Below are 15,054 nucleotides of genomic sequence, written 5' to 3' on the forward strand. Positions count from 1 at the left end.
GAGCCTCACATCCGGTCGAGGGCGCCTGTTCGGCGCACCCCGACGAGGTAGACGACGACGAACACGATGGGCACGACGGAGAACGCCGCCGCGATCGGCGGGTTGAGGTTGATGTTCGACGCGATCACGCTGCCGATCATCTGGGTCGTGCCGCCGACGAAGCGCGCGGCGAGGTAGTCACCGAGGCTCAGCGAGAAGGTGAAGATCGAGCCGGCGATGATCGCCGGGCGGATGAGGGGCAGCACGACGGTGCGGATGGTCCGCCAGCTGCGGGCGCCCATGTCGGCGGAGGCGTCGAACAGGTTGACCGGGATCTGCCGGATGGCCGTATAGACGGGGATCGCCATGTACGGGAACCACAGGTAGGTGAGCGTGAGCACGACCGTCGTGATGCTGAACCCCGGACCGCTCACCCCGAGCGGCGCCATCAGCCAGTTGAAGAACCCGCCCTCGGTGAAGGTGACGCGCATGGCGAGGATCTTCACCAGGTAGCCGGCCCAGAGCGGCAGCGTGACGGCGACGGCGAGCACCGCGCGCAGCCACGGAGCGGCGATCTTCGCCATGAAGATCCCGAGCGGCACCGCGAAGAGGATGCTCAGCGCGGTCACGAGCAGCGCGATGCCGAGCGTGCGCAACGAGGTCGAGAGGTAGGCGGAGTTCTGGAAGATCTGCTCGAAGTTGCGGAAGGTGAAGCCCGGCTTGACCTTCGATGTGAAGGGGTCGGTGGTCCAGAACGCCGTGACGAGGAGCATCACGAGCGAGAAGATGTACACCCCGACGAGCCAGGTCATCGGCAGTGCGAGCAACCCCACGAGACCGAGCGGTCCGGTGCGACGCGCGGGCGAGCTCTTGGGCGGCTTCGCCGCCTTGGGCGGACGGCGGACCTGAGCGGGCAGACTGGTGACCACCGTTTCCCCTTTCTTCGACGGTGACGACGGGCGGATGCGGGTGGGGCCGCGGCGCGGCCCCACCCGGTCGGATCAGCTCTTGACGGTGAGCCAGGCGTCCGTCCACTGCTGGAAGTTCGTGCAGGTCACGTCCGTGCGGCCGTCGATGCACTGCTCGATGGGCGTGGTCCAGAACCAGACCTTCTCGAAGTACTCCTCGTCGGTGGCGTTGTAGTACTCGCAGTGCGCCGCCGCCTCCTCGGAGGTCTCGCAGAAGGCCGCGTTCGCGGGCGCCATGCCGAAGTTCATCGCGATCGCGCCGTTGACCTCGGGAGCGCTGGTGTAGTCCATCCACTGGTAGGCGCAGTTGGGGTTCTCGGCCTCGGCCGCGATCATCCAGGCATCCGACCAGCCGGTCGAACCCTCCTCGGGCAGGACGCTCTTGAACTTCTCGTCCTCGGTCAGCTTGCGCAGCACCTCCCACGAGGTGCCGACGACGGTGTTGCCGCCCGTGAACGAGGTGATCTGCGCCACCGGGTCGGCCCAGTACTCCGACACGATCGAGTTGCGCTCCTTGAGCAGGTCGACCGCCGCGGCGAGCTGGTCCTCGTCGAGCGCGTAGGGGTTGGTGATGCCGAGGTCGGGCTCGTGCGCCATCAGGTACACGGCCGCGTCGGCGATGTGGATCGGGGCGTCGTAGCCGATGATCTGCCCGGCGTACGGGCTGTCGCTCTCCCACGTCACGTCCCAGCTCGTGGGCTCCTCGGTGACGACCTCGCTGTTGTACTGGAGGATGTTCGCGCCGCGGCCGATGGGCACGCCGTAGGACTTGCCGTTGATCGTGTCGTACAGCTGTCCCTTCATCCCGGGGACGATGTCGTCGCCGAAGTTGGGGATGAGGTCGAGGTTGATCGGCGCGACGTCGCCGCCGGCGATGAGTCGGAGGCTCGCGTCGCCGGAGGCCGAGACGAGGTCGTAGTCGCCGGTGCGCATGAGCTGCACCATCTCGTCGCTCGTGCCGGCGACACGGCGGTTGACGACGCAGCCGGTCTCCTCGGTGAAGGTGTCGCTCCAGGCGGGCTCGACGAAGCCGCTCCAGGCGATGATGTTGACCTCGCCCTCGCCCTCGCCGAGCTCTTCGAGCATGGGCACGTCGGGGACGTCGATGTTCAGTCCGCCCGAGGCGGCCGGGTCGCCCGAACCCTCCGAGCCGGAACACCCGGCGAGGACGAGGGCGAGCGAGGCCGCGATGGCCGGCACCGCGAGGTGTGCTTTCTTCATGTGTCGCTCCTTGCTGTTGTGGTGGTGGTTGGTGAGCCGACGCGCGGAGCCTCAGGCCGCTGGCACGACCGAGGCGTGGTCCTTCGTCCACGACACGCGCACCCGGTCGCCTCGGCCGAACGCCGTGGCGGATGCGGGGTGGTGGTCGTTGTGGCGTTCGGCGATCAGTCGCAGACCGCGCTCGGTCTCGACGATGTAGCGGGTGCTCGGCCCCGTGTAGACCGTTTCGAAGACCACGCCGTCGACGGCGACGTCGTCCTGGCCGATCGGCGTGCCCGGTGCGGACAGGCGGACGCGTTCCGGGCGGATGCTGATGAGCGCGTTGACCCCGGTGATCTCGCGGGCGTGGTCGGCGGGGATGAGGTTGGAGACTCCGAGGAAGCCGGCGACGAAGGCGGTCTGCGGATACTCGTAGACCTCGGTCGCCGTTCCGACCTGCTCGACGTGCCCCTTGTTGAAGACGGCGATGCGGTCGCTCAGGGTGAGGGCTTCCTCCTGGTCGTGCGTGACGAAGATGAAGGTGATGCCCACCTCGCGCTGGATCTGCTTGAGTTCGACCTGCATCTCCTCGCGCAACTGCTTGTCGAGGGCGCCGAGCGGCTCGTCGAGCAGCAGCACCTTGGGCTCGAGGATGAGCGCGCGGGCGAGCGCGATCCGCTGACGCTGGCCGCCCGACAGCTGGTGCGGCAGCCGGTCGGCCACGTTCCCGAGCCGGACGCGCTCGAGCGACCGCGCGACCGCCGCCGCCCGGTCCGACCGGTTCACGCCCCTCACGCGCAGCCCGTACGCGACGTTCTCGGCGATCGTCAGGTGCGGGAAGAGCGCGTAGTCCTGGAAGACCGTGTTCACCGCGCGGTCGAAGGGCGGCGTCGACGTGACATCCGCGTCGCCGAGCAGGATGCGTCCGCGGGTGACGTCCTCGAAGCCGGCGATCATGCGGAGTACTGTCGTCTTGCCGGAACCGGACGGGCCGAGCATCGAGAGGAACTCCCCCGGCTGGACCTCGAGGTCGAGCGAGTCGACGGCAACGAACTGCCCGAAGGCCTTGCTCACGCCCTGCAGGCTCACGCCCGCCGATGCCGTCGCCTGCTGCTCGCGCTTCGCAGAACCACTTCGTGTTGCACCCATGGGTGAGCCCCTCCAAGAACGTCCTCGGTCTCGTCGACGAGACTAAACATATAGAACCAGAGGTCATGTTTCATAGATGCTTCGCCGTTGTTTCCATCTCGAGACGAATCGGCGGTCGACGGGGCGGGGATGGGCCATGATCGATCCCGTGAGCTCAGCAGCGGCGCCGGGATCGGCGGGACCCACCCGCACCCAGCGCGCGCTCTTCCAGCCCATCGGCGACGAGGGCCGCGCCACTCTCGTCGAGCGACGCATCGCGGAGGCCATCCTCGGCGGCGTGCTGCGGGCCGGCGACCGGCTGCCGTCGGAACTCGAGCTGGGCCGCACCCTCGGCGTGGCACCGGTCACCGTGCGCGAGGCGCTGCAGTCCCTGCGGTCCCGCGGTCTGGTCGTCACGCGCCGCGGGCGAGGGGGCGGCAGCTTCGTCGCCGCGACCGCCGACCCGATTCGGTACGCGGAGCGCGCGCTCGCGGCCACCTCACGGCTCGCTCTCCGGGACATGCTCGTGCACTACGGCACGGTGACGGCAGGATGCATCCGCCTCGCTGCCGAGCGAGCCGACCCCCGCGAGGCACGGCAGCTCGCTATCCGCCTGAAGCGGGCGGACGCCGCCGACCTCGCCGGCTGGCGGCACCTGTTCGACGACCTGCAGATCGAGCTGGCCGCGCTCAGTCAGTCGGCGCGACTGACGCGCGAGCAGATCCGGCTGCAGCTCGAGCTCTCACCGTACCTCGCGCTGCTCGACACCGATCCGGAGTGGCGGTCGACGTCGTACCAGCTCATGTCGGCGCTCATCGAGACGATCGCGGACGATCGGCCCGCGGACGCCCCGGAAGCCTTCGAACGGATGCTCGACGCGACCGCTCAGGTGTTGATCGAGCGGCAGAGCGTGCTCTCGCGGAGCGCGCGCCGAGCCGTCGAGCCTGCGGCTGGGTCATCCGATGTCAGCTCATCACCCGAGGAGGAACGATGACACGCAGCGATACCGGCACGGCCACGCGCACCGCGGAGTTGGTCGGGGCGTACTTCGCGGACCCGCTCGAGGCGCTGCGCTCGACGACGTCGGCGGTGGCGGAGGCGATCGAGGCTGCTCGGAGGAGCGGCGACTACACGAGCGCGCGGCTCGACGCGCTGGCCGAACCCCATGCTCTCGCCACCTTCGAGGCGACCGTCGCGCCCGTGTACGGTGCCGGCTTCATCGCCGCCCTCAACACGCTCTCCGATGCGCCGAGCCACCTCGCCTGGTGGCAGGGCCCGCAGCGCAAGCAGCTCCAGCTCGCGGGGCAGTCGGTCAACAAGGAGCGCATCGACTACAGCGAACTCGAGTGGTACCGGATGCCGATGCTGACCCGCCAGCCGCATGTCGCCGGCCCCTACGTCGACTACCTCTGCAGCGACGAGTACACGATCACCCTCGCCGTTCCGGTGTTCATCGGGGAGGAGTTCCTCGGCGTGGCCGGGCTCGATCTGCTGGTCGAGGAGGTCGAGCGCGACCTCTCACCCCTGCTTGCGGAAGCGTCGGACGCGCCCGTCACGATCGTGAACGGCGCCGGCCGCGTCGTACTGTCCACCGACCTGCGCCGGGCGACCGGCGACTCCCTGCGCGGGCCCGCCACCGCCGGACTCGAGCGTGCCACGTGCGGGGGCATCGCCCTCGAGGTGTTCGTGGGGAGCTGAAGAACGCGAACCACAGCGACGAGCGACACCCGGTCAGCGACGACCAGGAGCAGACACCTGTGACCGGTGAGGAACGCCAGGGCGGCCCCGCGCGCACGGCCGACGGGCGCTACGTCGTGATCGACGGGCGGCGATGGCGCGCCTCCGACCCCGAGATCCCGGAGGACGTCGCCGCAGAGCTCCGCAGGGGACTGATGGCAGCCCGCCGAGCGGTGGGTGCCGCGCTCCGCCGACAGGACGTCGAGGGCGAGCGGGAGGCACGGCGACAGGTTCAGCGCTACAAGGTCGCGCTGGGCGAACGCGGAGTGCCCTGGTGGGAGCAGAGCGACGAGGAACGACGCAGGCGCTGGTCAGAGCCGTTCGAATAGGAGCGCCTCGGGCGGGTCTCTCGCGGCATCCGTCGTCCGGGCTCTTGTGCTGCTCCTGTGCCGATGGCACGATGGCCAGGAAAGCGCTTGCCAGCGGCGGCGAGACGAGATGGGACACCGATGTCTGCATCAGCGGCACGAGACGAGCTCGTGCACGACGAGGACCTGCCCCTCGCACTCGACTCGACCGCTCTGCCGGGCGCCCACCACACCGGCCCGTCCGCATCTCACCGTGCGAACAGGTCGCGCTCGACGGCGAAGGGTTCGACCTGAGACCGCGGAGAAGTCCCGGGACGCAGCAGTGACGCCGCACACCGGGCTTCCCGCCGGAAGCAGGTGAGCCACATCTCGCCTGCGCATGGCTCCCTCCGCCGGTGATCAACCGAGGAGAACAACAGTGAGACAGTCAGTGAGGAAATCACTGCGCACCACCATCGCCCTGCCACTGGCGTTGGCGGTCACCTGGTCGGGCTTCGGCCTGTCGACCGTGGCCGCGAACGCCGCGCCGACGTCACAAGCACGTCCCATGGAGTACCTGACCCGCGGACTCGTCGCCGCCGAGAGCCCGGAGGGGATCTTCCTCAGCTGGCGCTTCCTCGGTGACGACCCCGACGGCCTGTCCTGGAACGTCTACCGCAAGGACGGCGCCGGCGACTTCGCGAAGATCGCGACCGTCGCACCGCGCGACGTGCAGCCGGAGAGCGACTACAAGAGCAATCCCGGCATCGTCAAGGAGAACTCGACCCCGTCGAACTACACCGACCCGGACGGAAGCGTCGCGTCCGTCTACGAGGTCGCGCCCGTCATCGACGGCGTCGAGGGAGCCCGGGAGGGCATGAGTGCCCCGATGCTCTCGACGCTCGCGGGACAGGCGGGACAGTCGGGGCGAGGAGCCGCGCACTACATTCCGCTGAAGCCCGCCCCGGAACCGGTTCCGCTCGCGCACTTCACCTACCGCGGCCAGCGCTTCGGACCGGGCACCAACCTCAACGCCTCGACCATGGTGATCCCGAACACCGGCGGGCAGCACTGGTACACGGTCGACATGGACCTGCTGCGCGCCTTCCGTGAGGCGCACGACGAGAAGACCCCGGTCACCGCCGACGACCTCGCCGGGTGGGTGGACCGGCTCAACACCTACAACGGGGAGGACTGGCAGCCCGCTGCCGGCCTGGGTTCGGACGGAGTCGTGACCGACGCGCTGTACGCGGAGCTCGAGGGGAAGTTCATCCGGTACGTCGAGCAGCTCGACAGCGGCACCGAGCTCCCCTACGCGAAGACGGATGCCGGTGCGGTGCACACCTCGCAGAGCGCCCCGTACTCCACGCACGACATGACCGTCGGCGACTTCGACGGCGACGGCGAGTACGAGATTGTCGTCAAGTGGCGCAGCACCCAGCAGGACCCGATGTACTCCGAGCCGATCTTCGGGGGCGGCAACACCACCACCGCCCCGGAGTACATCGACGTGTACAAGCAGGACGGCACGCTGCTGTTCCGCGTCGAGATGGGCTACAACGTCCGGTCGGCGAATGACCACGAGACGACGCTGTTCGCCGGTGACTTCGACTCCGACGGCAAGAGCGAGCTCATGCTCAAGACCGGTCTCGGCACCCGCATCGGCAACTGGGACGAGGAATCGCAGTCGGTCGTCTACCCGGACACCCTCGACACCGTCGTCGGCGGCGAGGACGGGCTCAACTCGACGGTGGAGAAGTTCAAGGAGTACTTCGCGACGGGGAACGAGCAGGCGCTCGACACCTACTGGGCGCTGCTGAACAGCTTCACCATCTCCTACCGCAGCCCGACCATCGGTGGCGGGAACGACGGCGTGAACGACCCGGCGGTGAAGCGCTGGATAAAGACGTACCACGTCGGCCCGATCGGCCCGGCGAAGGACGGCCAGGAGTTCTTCTCGGCGTTCGAGTGGAACGCCGACGCCGGCCAGGGGGTGCTTGTCGACAGCGCGGACTACCCGCACAAGTACCAGGGCAGCGTCGACGGCGAGAACTGGGCGATGACCCCCGCCACTCAGCGCGGCAACTTCTCCTACCTCGCCTACCCCGGCCCCGGGGCCGGCAGCTCGTCCAGCGACTACAAGGCGCAGATCATGGCCGAGAAGGAGGCCTACTGGCTCGAGCACCCGTGGAAGGCCGCCTCATGGGGCGACGCCCAGGGCAACCGCGCCAACCGCTATCTCGGCGTGGTCGCCGCGCTCGACGGCGAGAACACGTACGCCGTCTCCCAGCGCGGCTACTACCAGCGCACCACGCTGGCCGCGTTCAACATCGTCGACGGCGAGGTGAACCTCCAGGCGGGGTTCGACTCGGCCGACCCCGAGTACTGGTCGCTCGGCGGCAGCGCCTACGACTACCAGAACCGCGGCAACCACTTCACCGACTCCGCCGACCTCGACGGTGACGGCTGGGACGAGGTCGTGCTGAAGGCGATGGTGCTCGGTCTGAACGAGGACAAGACGAAGATCCTGCCCAAGGTGCTGAACGGCGACGTCATGCCGACGATCGAAGGCCAGGGCGGGGTGCCGCCGGTGGCCGGCAGCTTCGAGTTCGCGACGGATGCCGTGCGGAACAACCCGCAGAACGAGTGGGCACCCCTGCGGCACGGTGACCGCAGCGCGCTGCTTCCGGTCGATGCGGAGAACAACGTGCGGCTGTGGTCCGGCAACGAGGAGCACCTGTACGACGACATCCGCAACGGGCGACACTACGGCTGGCTTCCGGGACCCGAGGCGCACGACCCGATGAAGGGCAAGCGCCTCGACGACCAGGGGGAGATCGTCTACGAGAACTCGCTCGTCTACGGCGTCTACGCGGGCAGCGACGCGGAGGGTGCCGTCGCGGGCAACTTCTCGAACCGCTGGCCGGGCGCGCAGGGGCACTCGCAGAACGGTGCGCGCAGCATGGTGACCGGCGAGCTGCTGAACGGAACGAACAACCTGCGTAGCGGGCAGTACGCGATCTGGTTCGGCGGAGGACTGACGGCGATGGCCGTGAGCGGTGCGACCGTCAGCACCGTGAACGACCTGACGTTCGCCACGACGCCCTACCTCGCCACGGGCTTCGTGTCGACGGGCAACAAGAGCACGCCGACCCTCAAGGCCGACCTGTTCGGCGACTGGCGCGAGGAGCTCGTGCTGCGCACGGGCGACAACCGCCTCGCCGTCGTCACGACGCTCGCGCCCACCGAGTACGGCATCCGCACGCTGATGCACGACCCGATGTACCGCAACGGCGTGGCCAACAAGAACACCGGCTACGACCAGATGGGCTTCGCGAGCTTCTACCTGGGTGACGAGGCCGAGCTGCCGGAGATGCGCGACGACATCGTCATCCTCCGGCCGCTGGTCGCGGGCGAGCCCGCCATCGTCTCGGCCGACAAGCACGGGCGACTGAAGTCGGGCGCCTGGCTGGGCGTCGACGAGGGCGAGTGGTCGCCGACGCCCGGCTACGGCTACCAGTGGCTGGCCGACGGCGAGCCGATCGCCGGGGCGACCGAGGAGCGCTTCCACCTGACCGGCAAGTGGAAGGGCAAGGACATCACCGTGCAGGTGACCGGCAGCCTCGACGGCTACCGCACCGCCACCGCTGTGTCCGATCCGGTCGGCATCGACTGATCCGGCGGATGCCAGGAGGGGGCGATCGACGCGAGTCGGTCGCCCCCTTCCTCGTTTGCGCTCCCAGCGACATCCCGGCCCGGCCGCCCCCTCCCGGGTTACCCTGGACTCACCGGACGAAATGGCCGGTCGGCAGGCGTCGCCTGTCGTGACACCGTGCATCTACCTCGGGTCCATCGCGGGCCATCTAAGGCGGCACCCGCGAACCCGGAGGACGCATGTCCACGACCGAGCAGGTCACCTCTTCCACGCCGTCGGCGACCGAGACGAGTCTTCGTCGCGCCGCCGGCGCCGGCTACTTCCCCGTCGCCTTCGTCGCGCGCTTCCCCTACGCGATGATGGTCGTCGGCGTGCTCACCCTCGTGGTCGCGGCCCGCGACTCGGTCGCGTTCGGCGGCCTGAACTCCGCCGCCGTCGGCCTCGGCACGGCCCTCTTCGGCCCGCTGCTCGGCATGGCCGCCGACCGGTTCGGTCAGCGGCCCGTGCTGCTGCTGGCCGGCGCGGCCAACAGCCTCGCCCTGCTGGCGATGGCCGCGATCGCCTTCAGCACCCTGCCGGATGCCGCCGTGCTGGCGACCGCGCTCGTCATCGGCGCCACGGCGCCGCAGGTCGCCCCGCTGTCGCGCAGCCGGCTCGTCGGCCTCATCGCCCAGAAACTTCCGGTCGAGCGCCGCGTGCGCACGGTGAACTCGGTCATGGCCTACGAGTCCGCAGCCGACGAGACCGTCTTCGTGTTCGGTCCCGCGATCGTCGGGCTGCTCGCGACGACCCTGAACCCGGTCGCCCCCGTCATCGGAGCCGCCGTGCTCACGGTCGTCTTCGTCACCGCGTTCGCGCTGCACCCGAGCGGCCGCGTGCAGGGCACCGAGAAGCACCTGCGGACGGACCCCGCGCCGGCCCGCGAGCTGGTGCGGCCGCGACTGCTCGTCCCGGTGCTCGGCGCCCTCGGCATCGGCATGTTCTTCGGCAGCACGCTCACGTCGCTCACCGCGTTCATGCGCGACCAGGGCGCGGGCGACGCGGCGGGACTCGTCTACGGCGCGATGGGCATCGGCTCGACGGTGCTCGCGCTCTCGGTCGCCGTGTTCCCGGCCCGGTTCACCCTGCGCGCACGCTGGCTGGTCTTCTCCGTCGTTCTGCTGGCCGGCGCGGTCGGCTACGCCGCGGCGGACGACGTCGTGGCCCTGCTCGCCGCGATGCTCGTCGCAGGAGTCGGCATCGGCCCCACCCTCGTCACCCAGTACAGCCTCGGCGCCGAGCGCAGCCCGTTCGGTCGCTCGGCGACCGTCATGACGATGCTCGGCTCCGCCGTGATCGTCGGGCAGTCCGCCGCATCGGCCGTGACCGGCGCGCTCGCCGAGTCGCTCGGGTCATCCGCCGCCCGCTGGTCGCCCGCGGTCGCCGCGACCGTCGTGGTGCTCGCCGCCCTGCTCAACGCCCGCCTGCGCGAGCGCGGTGCCGCGGCGGCCGCCTCACTTCCGCCGGCGCAGTAGCAGCGTCGCACCCACCCCGGCGGCACCCAGCGCGAGCAGCCTGACCGGGGCCGAGCGCCATCCTCCGCTGACGGCGTTGCTCGTCGGGTCGGGCTCGAAGACGGTTCCGGATGCCGCGGCGACCTGCGGCTCGCGCAGCGCGACCGACGGCATGAGCCGGGGCACGAACGTCTCGAGCAGCCACGGCGCGGAGGCGTACGCGGGGATCAGCAGCCCCTGCAGCCGACCGACGACGCGGACGCGGCGACGCCGCTCGGCCCCCTTGACGATCGCCCGGGCCACGCGCTTCGCGCTCACGATCGGGGGCAGCGGATGCACCGACGACCCCGTGTAGTTCGCGGCGTGCTGGTAGATCGGGGTGTCGATCGTCGCGGGCAGCACGAGGCGCACGTGGATGTCACGCTCGCGACGCAGCTCCTGCCGCAGCGCGAGGGCGAAGCCGAGCGTGCCGAACTTGCTCGTGATGTAGGGCGATGCCAGCGGCGAGGGCACCTTCGAGTACAGCGACCCCACGACCACCAGCACCCCGGCGCCCTGCCGCCGGAACTGCGGCAGCACCGCGCGGGCGCCGTGCACCTGGCCGAGCAGGTTGGTACGCAAAATCCCCTCGAACACGTCGGCGGGGATCCGCTCGAACTCGCCGTAGCCGAACACCGAGGCGTTGCCCACCCAGACGTCGATCCGGCCGAAGCGTTCGACGGCCGTGCGGGCGAGGTGCTGCACCTGCGCCTCGTCGCTCACGTCGGTCGGCACGATCGTCGCCTCCGCGCCGAGGCGGAGACACTCCCCCGCGACGACGACGAGGCTCTCCCGGCTGCGCGCGGCGAGCACCACGCGGTAGCCGCGCCGGGCGAAGGCATGGGCCGCGCTGCGCCCGATTCCGCTCGACGCTCCGGTGATGACGACGACGGGACCGCGCGAGGCGGTCACGCCTCGTCCGGGGTGGCGCCCGCCTCGTCGTAGCCGAACGCGTTGCGCTCGTCCTCGGGGTCGTACGGCGCGACGGTGTGCTGCGTGCCGAGCTCGGCCGCGAGCGACTGCCCGCGCTGCAGCGCCTCGTCCTTCGTCGTGAAGCCAGACGACAGCTCCGGCCGGCCCTCCACGCTGTTCTCCCAGTGCCCTCGCTTGAGCTTGGTGGTGACGTCGCCTTCGGCCATGACCGCTCCCTTCGACTCCCGCCAGTCGATCAGCCGCGGCTGAGCGTCGTCACCGAGCGGGCGAGGAGCCGTCCGAGAGAGCGGGGTCAGCGGGTGGGGTGCACGCTGCCCAGATCGATGGACGGTTCGTCATCCACCGACAGCGTCAGCACCGCCTTGCCGATGAACTGGTCCTGCTCGAGCTCGCCCTCGAGGCGCCGCAGCTGCGCGGCGACCTCGCCCTCGGGGCGGTCGCCGACGAGATCGACGGCGGCGACGAGGAAGAGCCGTCCGGGCCCGATGAACTCGAGGTAGAGCGCGGTCACCCGCTGGATCTCGGGGTGGTCGAGCAGGGTCAGGGCGGCGCGGCGGCGGTAGTCCTCGCCGGGGCCCGCGCCGAGCAGGAAGCGCCGGTTGCGGTTGATCAGCAGCAGCGCGACGGCGGCGAGCAGCAGGCCGATGAGGATCGACCCGACGGCGTCCCAGATCGGGTCGCCGGTCAGCTGGTGCAGCCCGATGCCGGCCGCGGCGAGCGCGAGCCCGGCGAGCGCGGCGGTGTCCTCGAAGAACACCGAGCGGAGCGTCGCGTTCGAGCCGTTGAGCACGTAGTCGAGGAAGCGGATGCCGTAGCGCTTCGACGCCCGGCGGGCCTCGAGCACCGACTGGGTGAGCGAGACGCCCTCGAGCACCGCAGCGACGGCGAGCACGAGGTAGTTCAACGTGTAGTCGGTGATCTCCTCAGGCTCGAAGATGCTCTGGATGCCGTGGTACACCGACACGACCGCACCCACCGTGAAGATCCCGAACGCCGCGAACAGGGAGAAGATGAACGCGTCGCGGCCGTAGCCGAGCGGATGGGCCGCGTCGCCGTGCTTCTCCGCCCGACGGTCGGCGATGAGCAGGAAGACCTCGTTGCCGGCATCCGCCCACGAGTGCGCGGCCTCGGCGAGCATCGACGCCGAGCCGGTGAGCGCGGCCACGACGGACTTGGCGAGCGCGACGAGCACGTTCGCGGCGAATGCGATGAAGACGGTCACCCTTGCGACGCTACGCCCGTCGGCAACCTTTCAGCGCTGCGAGGGGCGCCGCCTCCTAGAGTCGGATCGTGCGCGAACTGCAGAGAGAGATCATCGAGACGCTTCACGTTCAGTCCAGCATCGACCCGGCCACCGAGGTGCAGCGGCGCCGCGACTTCCTCGCGACCTATCTGCAGCGCACCGGCGCCCGCACGCTCGTGCTCGGCATCAGCGGCGGACAGGACTCCTCCCTCGCCGGCCGGCTCTGCCAGCTCGCGGTCGAGCAGGTGCGCGAGCAGGGCGGCGACGCCACCTTCGTCGCCGTGCGGCTGCCGCACGGTGTGCAGGCCGACGAGGACGACGCGCAGCTCGCGCTGACGTTCATCCGGCCCGACCGCTCGGTGACCTTCGACATCAAGGGCGGGGTCGACGGCGTCGCGACCGAGTACGCGGAGGCGCTCGGCACGACGCTGCCCGACTACGTGAAGGGCAACGTGAAGGCTCGCATGCGGATGATCGCGCAGTACGCGATCGCGGGCGACCTCGGCGGGCTCGTCGTGGGCACCGACCACGCGGCCGAGGCCGTGACCGGGTTCTTCACCAAGTACGGCGACGGCGGCGCCGACGTGCTGCCCCTCACCGGGCTCAGCAAGCGACAGGGCCGCGCGCTGCTCGAGTACCTGGACGCGCCCGCCCGCCTGTACGAGAAGGCGCCGACCGCCGACCTGCTCGACGAGATGCCGGGCCGCACCGACGAGAACGAGCTCGGCATCACCTACGCACAGCTCGACACCTACCTCGAGGGCGGCGACGTGCCCGACGAGATCGCCGAGTCGATCGAGAAGCGGTACCGGATGACGGAGCACAAGCGCCAGCTGCCCACGTCGATGTTCGACACCTGGTGGCAGTGAGCCTGCGGATGCCGCCGGTCTCAGCGGTCATCGGGCGCGTGCTCGAAGGGGCGTTCGCCGCCCTCACGGTGCTGCGCCACCCGAAGCCGATCCACGGCGCGGGCGTCATGCTGCACGGGACGGTGCGCCGGGTCGGACCGGGGCTCGACACCGGCATCCGCTGGGTCGACGAGCCGCCAGTCGAGCAGCGCGTGCTCGCGCGGGCCTCGCGGTCGGCGGGGCTCCCATCGCTGCTGCCCGACGTGCCCGGCCTCGCGCTGCGCTTCGAGGGCGACACCGGGCCGGCCGACATCGAGCTCGCCTCGACGGGGCTCGGCTTCCCCTCGCGCTTCTGGCTCGCCGCGCACCGCTCCCCCTCCCGCGCGTGGCTCGGTACCCTGTTCCCGTACGAGTCGCCGAGCGGTCCCGTGCTGCTCGCCGCGCGGACGCTCACCCCCGGCGACCTGCCCGCCTCGCTGCCCGCGCTCGCGGAGCGGCTCGAGCAGGAGCCGTGGCGGCTGCGGCTGTACGCCGCGTCGCCCCGCGGCCGGTGGCGCCCGTTCGCCGAGCTCGACCTGACGCGCGAACCCGGCGCGCTCGACGTGCCGATCCGGTTCGACGCCGTGCGGCATCCGGTGCCCGGCGCGGAGAACTACGACTGGGTCAAGCGCGTGCGCCAGCCGACGTACGAGCGCATCCAGGGGCCCGACATCGACGAGCCGCGAGCCGGGTAGGCAAGCCTTTCCTGGCTGGCGGTCCAGTCGTCGCGGTGTCACTCTGACGGAATGACGGCGGTGACGAACCCTCAGGAGGAGACGCGTACCGGCGGCGTCAACGGTCGGCTCAACCGGCTGCGCGCCGGAGTGCTCGGCGCGAACGACGGCATCGTGTCGGTCGCGGCGATCGTGGTCGGCGTGGCCGGGGCGACCAGCGAGATCGCGCCGATCGCGACCGCGGGTGCCGCAGCCCTCCTCGGCGGCGCGGTGTCGATGGCGCTCGGAGAGTACGTCTCGGTGAGCAGCCAGCGCGACAGCGAGCGCGCCCTCGTCGAGATGGAGCAGCGCGAGCTCGCCACCAAGCCCGACGCGGAACTCGCGCAGCTCGCCTCGATCTACCGCGCGAAGGGCCTCTCCCTCGAGACGGCCGACCGGGTCGCCCGCGAGCTCACCGAGCACGACGCGCTCGCCGCGCACCTCGAGGTCGAGCACGGAATCGACCAGGACGACCTCGTCTCGCCGTGGCACGCGGCCGCGGCATCCGCCGTCGCGTTTCTGCTCGGCGGGGTGCTGCCGCTCGCCGCGATCCTGCTGCCGGATGCCGTGCGCGTGCCCGTCACGTTCGCCGTCGTGCTGCTGGCGCTCGCCCTCACCGGGGCCGTGGGCGCCCGGCTCGGCGGCACGTCGGCCGCGCGGCCGGCGCTGCGCGTCGTGGTCGGCGGGGCGCTCGCGCTCGGGGCGACGTTCGCGCTGGGGTCGCTGCTGGGGACCGCGATCGGCTGAGACCTTCGCCGGGCGGCGTCGCATCCTCGTGGCTTGTGTAGGAGC

At 70.5% G+C, this 15,054-nt stretch carries 14 protein-coding genes; 8 read left to right on the forward strand and 6 right to left on the reverse strand.

The features are described from left to right. Positions 1-5 precede the first annotated feature (5 nt). From JUB10_RS07690 to JUB10_RS07700, 3 genes are all read right to left on the reverse strand, one after another. On the reverse strand, positions 6-908 hold the full coding sequence (locus tag JUB10_RS07690; protein ID WP_307859145.1) for an ABC transporter permease: 903 nt from the start codon (positions 906-908) through the stop codon (positions 6-8). 72 nt (positions 909-980) lie between these two features. Further along, positions 981-2,168, reverse strand: coding sequence for an extracellular solute-binding protein (locus tag JUB10_RS07695; protein ID WP_207455177.1), 1,188 nt, complete (start codon positions 2,166-2,168; stop codon positions 981-983). Between the two features lie 51 nt (positions 2,169-2,219). Continuing rightward, positions 2,220-3,296 (reverse strand): ABC transporter ATP-binding protein, encoded by a 1,077-nt coding sequence (locus JUB10_RS07700; RefSeq protein ID WP_207455178.1) that lies wholly within the window; start codon positions 3,294-3,296, stop codon positions 2,220-2,222. Between the two features lie 148 nt (positions 3,297-3,444). Between JUB10_RS07700 and JUB10_RS07705 the strand changes: the two genes are divergently transcribed. From JUB10_RS07705 to JUB10_RS07725, 5 genes are all read left to right on the forward strand, one after another. Continuing rightward, complete coding sequence (locus JUB10_RS07705) at positions 3,445-4,269, forward strand: FadR/GntR family transcriptional regulator (protein ID WP_307859146.1); 825 nt, start codon at positions 3,445-3,447, stop codon at positions 4,267-4,269. After that, the gene (locus tag JUB10_RS07710) at positions 4,266-4,973 is read left to right on the forward strand and encodes a cache domain-containing protein (RefSeq protein WP_207455182.1); all 708 of its coding nucleotides are present in this window, start codon (positions 4,266-4,268) and stop codon (positions 4,971-4,973) included. Before JUB10_RS07705 ends, JUB10_RS07710 begins: the two co-directional genes overlap by 4 nt. A 59-nt stretch (positions 4,974-5,032) precedes the next feature. Then, positions 5,033-5,341, forward strand: coding sequence for a hypothetical protein (locus JUB10_RS07715; protein ID WP_207455184.1), 309 nt, complete (start codon positions 5,033-5,035; stop codon positions 5,339-5,341). 397 nt (positions 5,342-5,738) lie between these two features. Next, positions 5,739-8,975 carry a rhamnogalacturonan lyase family protein gene (locus JUB10_RS07720; protein ID WP_207455186.1) on the forward strand — a complete coding sequence of 1,079 codons (3,237 nt, stop codon included), beginning with the start codon at positions 5,739-5,741 and terminating at the stop codon, positions 8,973-8,975. A 218-nt stretch (positions 8,976-9,193) separates the two neighbouring features. Then, a complete protein-coding gene (locus JUB10_RS07725) occupies positions 9,194-10,468 on the forward strand; it encodes an MFS transporter (protein ID WP_207455188.1) in 1,275 nt (424 codons plus the stop codon). On the opposite strand, the gene JUB10_RS07730 is transcribed toward JUB10_RS07725, so the two are convergent. From JUB10_RS07730 to JUB10_RS07740, 3 genes are all read right to left on the reverse strand, one after another. Continuing rightward, on the reverse strand, positions 10,448-11,398 hold the full coding sequence (locus tag JUB10_RS07730; RefSeq protein WP_207455189.1) for an SDR family NAD(P)-dependent oxidoreductase: 951 nt from the start codon (positions 11,396-11,398) through the stop codon (positions 10,448-10,450). The two genes, JUB10_RS07725 and JUB10_RS07730, sit on opposite strands and share 21 nt — an antisense overlap. Next, on the reverse strand, positions 11,395-11,625 hold the full coding sequence (locus JUB10_RS07735; protein WP_207455191.1) for a DUF2188 domain-containing protein: 231 nt from the start codon (positions 11,623-11,625) through the stop codon (positions 11,395-11,397). Before JUB10_RS07735 ends, JUB10_RS07730 begins: the two co-directional genes overlap by 4 nt. 86 nt (positions 11,626-11,711) lie before the next feature. Next, positions 11,712-12,641 (reverse strand): cation diffusion facilitator family transporter, encoded by a 930-nt coding sequence (locus tag JUB10_RS07740; RefSeq protein WP_207455193.1) that lies wholly within the window; start codon positions 12,639-12,641, stop codon positions 11,712-11,714. A 68-nt stretch (positions 12,642-12,709) separates the two neighbouring features. Here JUB10_RS07740 and nadE point away from each other — a divergent pair, with 68 nt between their 5' ends. Genes nadE through JUB10_RS07755 form a run of 3 tightly spaced genes read left to right on the forward strand, consistent with a single transcriptional unit; the run spans position 12,710 to position 15,009 of the window. Further along, a complete protein-coding gene (gene nadE / locus JUB10_RS07745; RefSeq protein WP_207455200.1) occupies positions 12,710-13,531 on the forward strand; it encodes an ammonia-dependent NAD(+) synthetase in 822 nt (273 codons plus the stop codon). An 8-nt stretch (positions 13,532-13,539) separates the two neighbouring features. Then, positions 13,540-14,244 (forward strand): hypothetical protein, encoded by a 705-nt coding sequence (locus tag JUB10_RS07750; protein ID WP_207455201.1) that lies wholly within the window; start codon positions 13,540-13,542, stop codon positions 14,242-14,244. 51 nt (positions 14,245-14,295) lie between these two features. Next, on the forward strand, positions 14,296-15,009 hold the full coding sequence (locus tag JUB10_RS07755) for a VIT1/CCC1 transporter family protein (RefSeq protein WP_207455203.1): 714 nt from the start codon (positions 14,296-14,298) through the stop codon (positions 15,007-15,009). Positions 15,010-15,054 lie beyond the last annotated feature (45 nt).

The sequence above is a fragment of the Desertivibrio insolitus genome, assembly GCF_017355965.1.
Classification (GTDB): Bacteria; Actinomycetota; Actinomycetes; order Actinomycetales; family Microbacteriaceae; genus JAFIQW01.

Coding starts and splice junctions, on each gene's coding strand:
- JUB10_RS07750 (WP_207455201.1), top strand. CDS start 13,540: ATGCCGCCGGTCTCAGCGGTCATCGGGCGCGTGCTCGAAGGGGCGTTC.
- JUB10_RS07700 (WP_207455178.1), bottom strand. CDS start 3,296: ATGGGTGCAACACGAAGTGGTTCTGCGAAGCGCGAGCAGCAGGCGACG.
- JUB10_RS07755 (WP_207455203.1), top strand. CDS start 14,296: ATGACGGCGGTGACGAACCCTCAGGAGGAGACGCGTACCGGCGGCGTC.
- JUB10_RS07725 (WP_207455188.1), top strand. CDS start 9,194: ATGTCCACGACCGAGCAGGTCACCTCTTCCACGCCGTCGGCGACCGAG.
- JUB10_RS07695 (WP_207455177.1), bottom strand. CDS start 2,168: ATGAAGAAAGCACACCTCGCGGTGCCGGCCATCGCGGCCTCGCTCGCC.
- JUB10_RS07735 (WP_207455191.1), bottom strand. CDS start 11,625: ATGGCCGAAGGCGACGTCACCACCAAGCTCAAGCGAGGGCACTGGGAG.
- JUB10_RS07710 (WP_207455182.1), top strand. CDS start 4,266: ATGACACGCAGCGATACCGGCACGGCCACGCGCACCGCGGAGTTGGTC.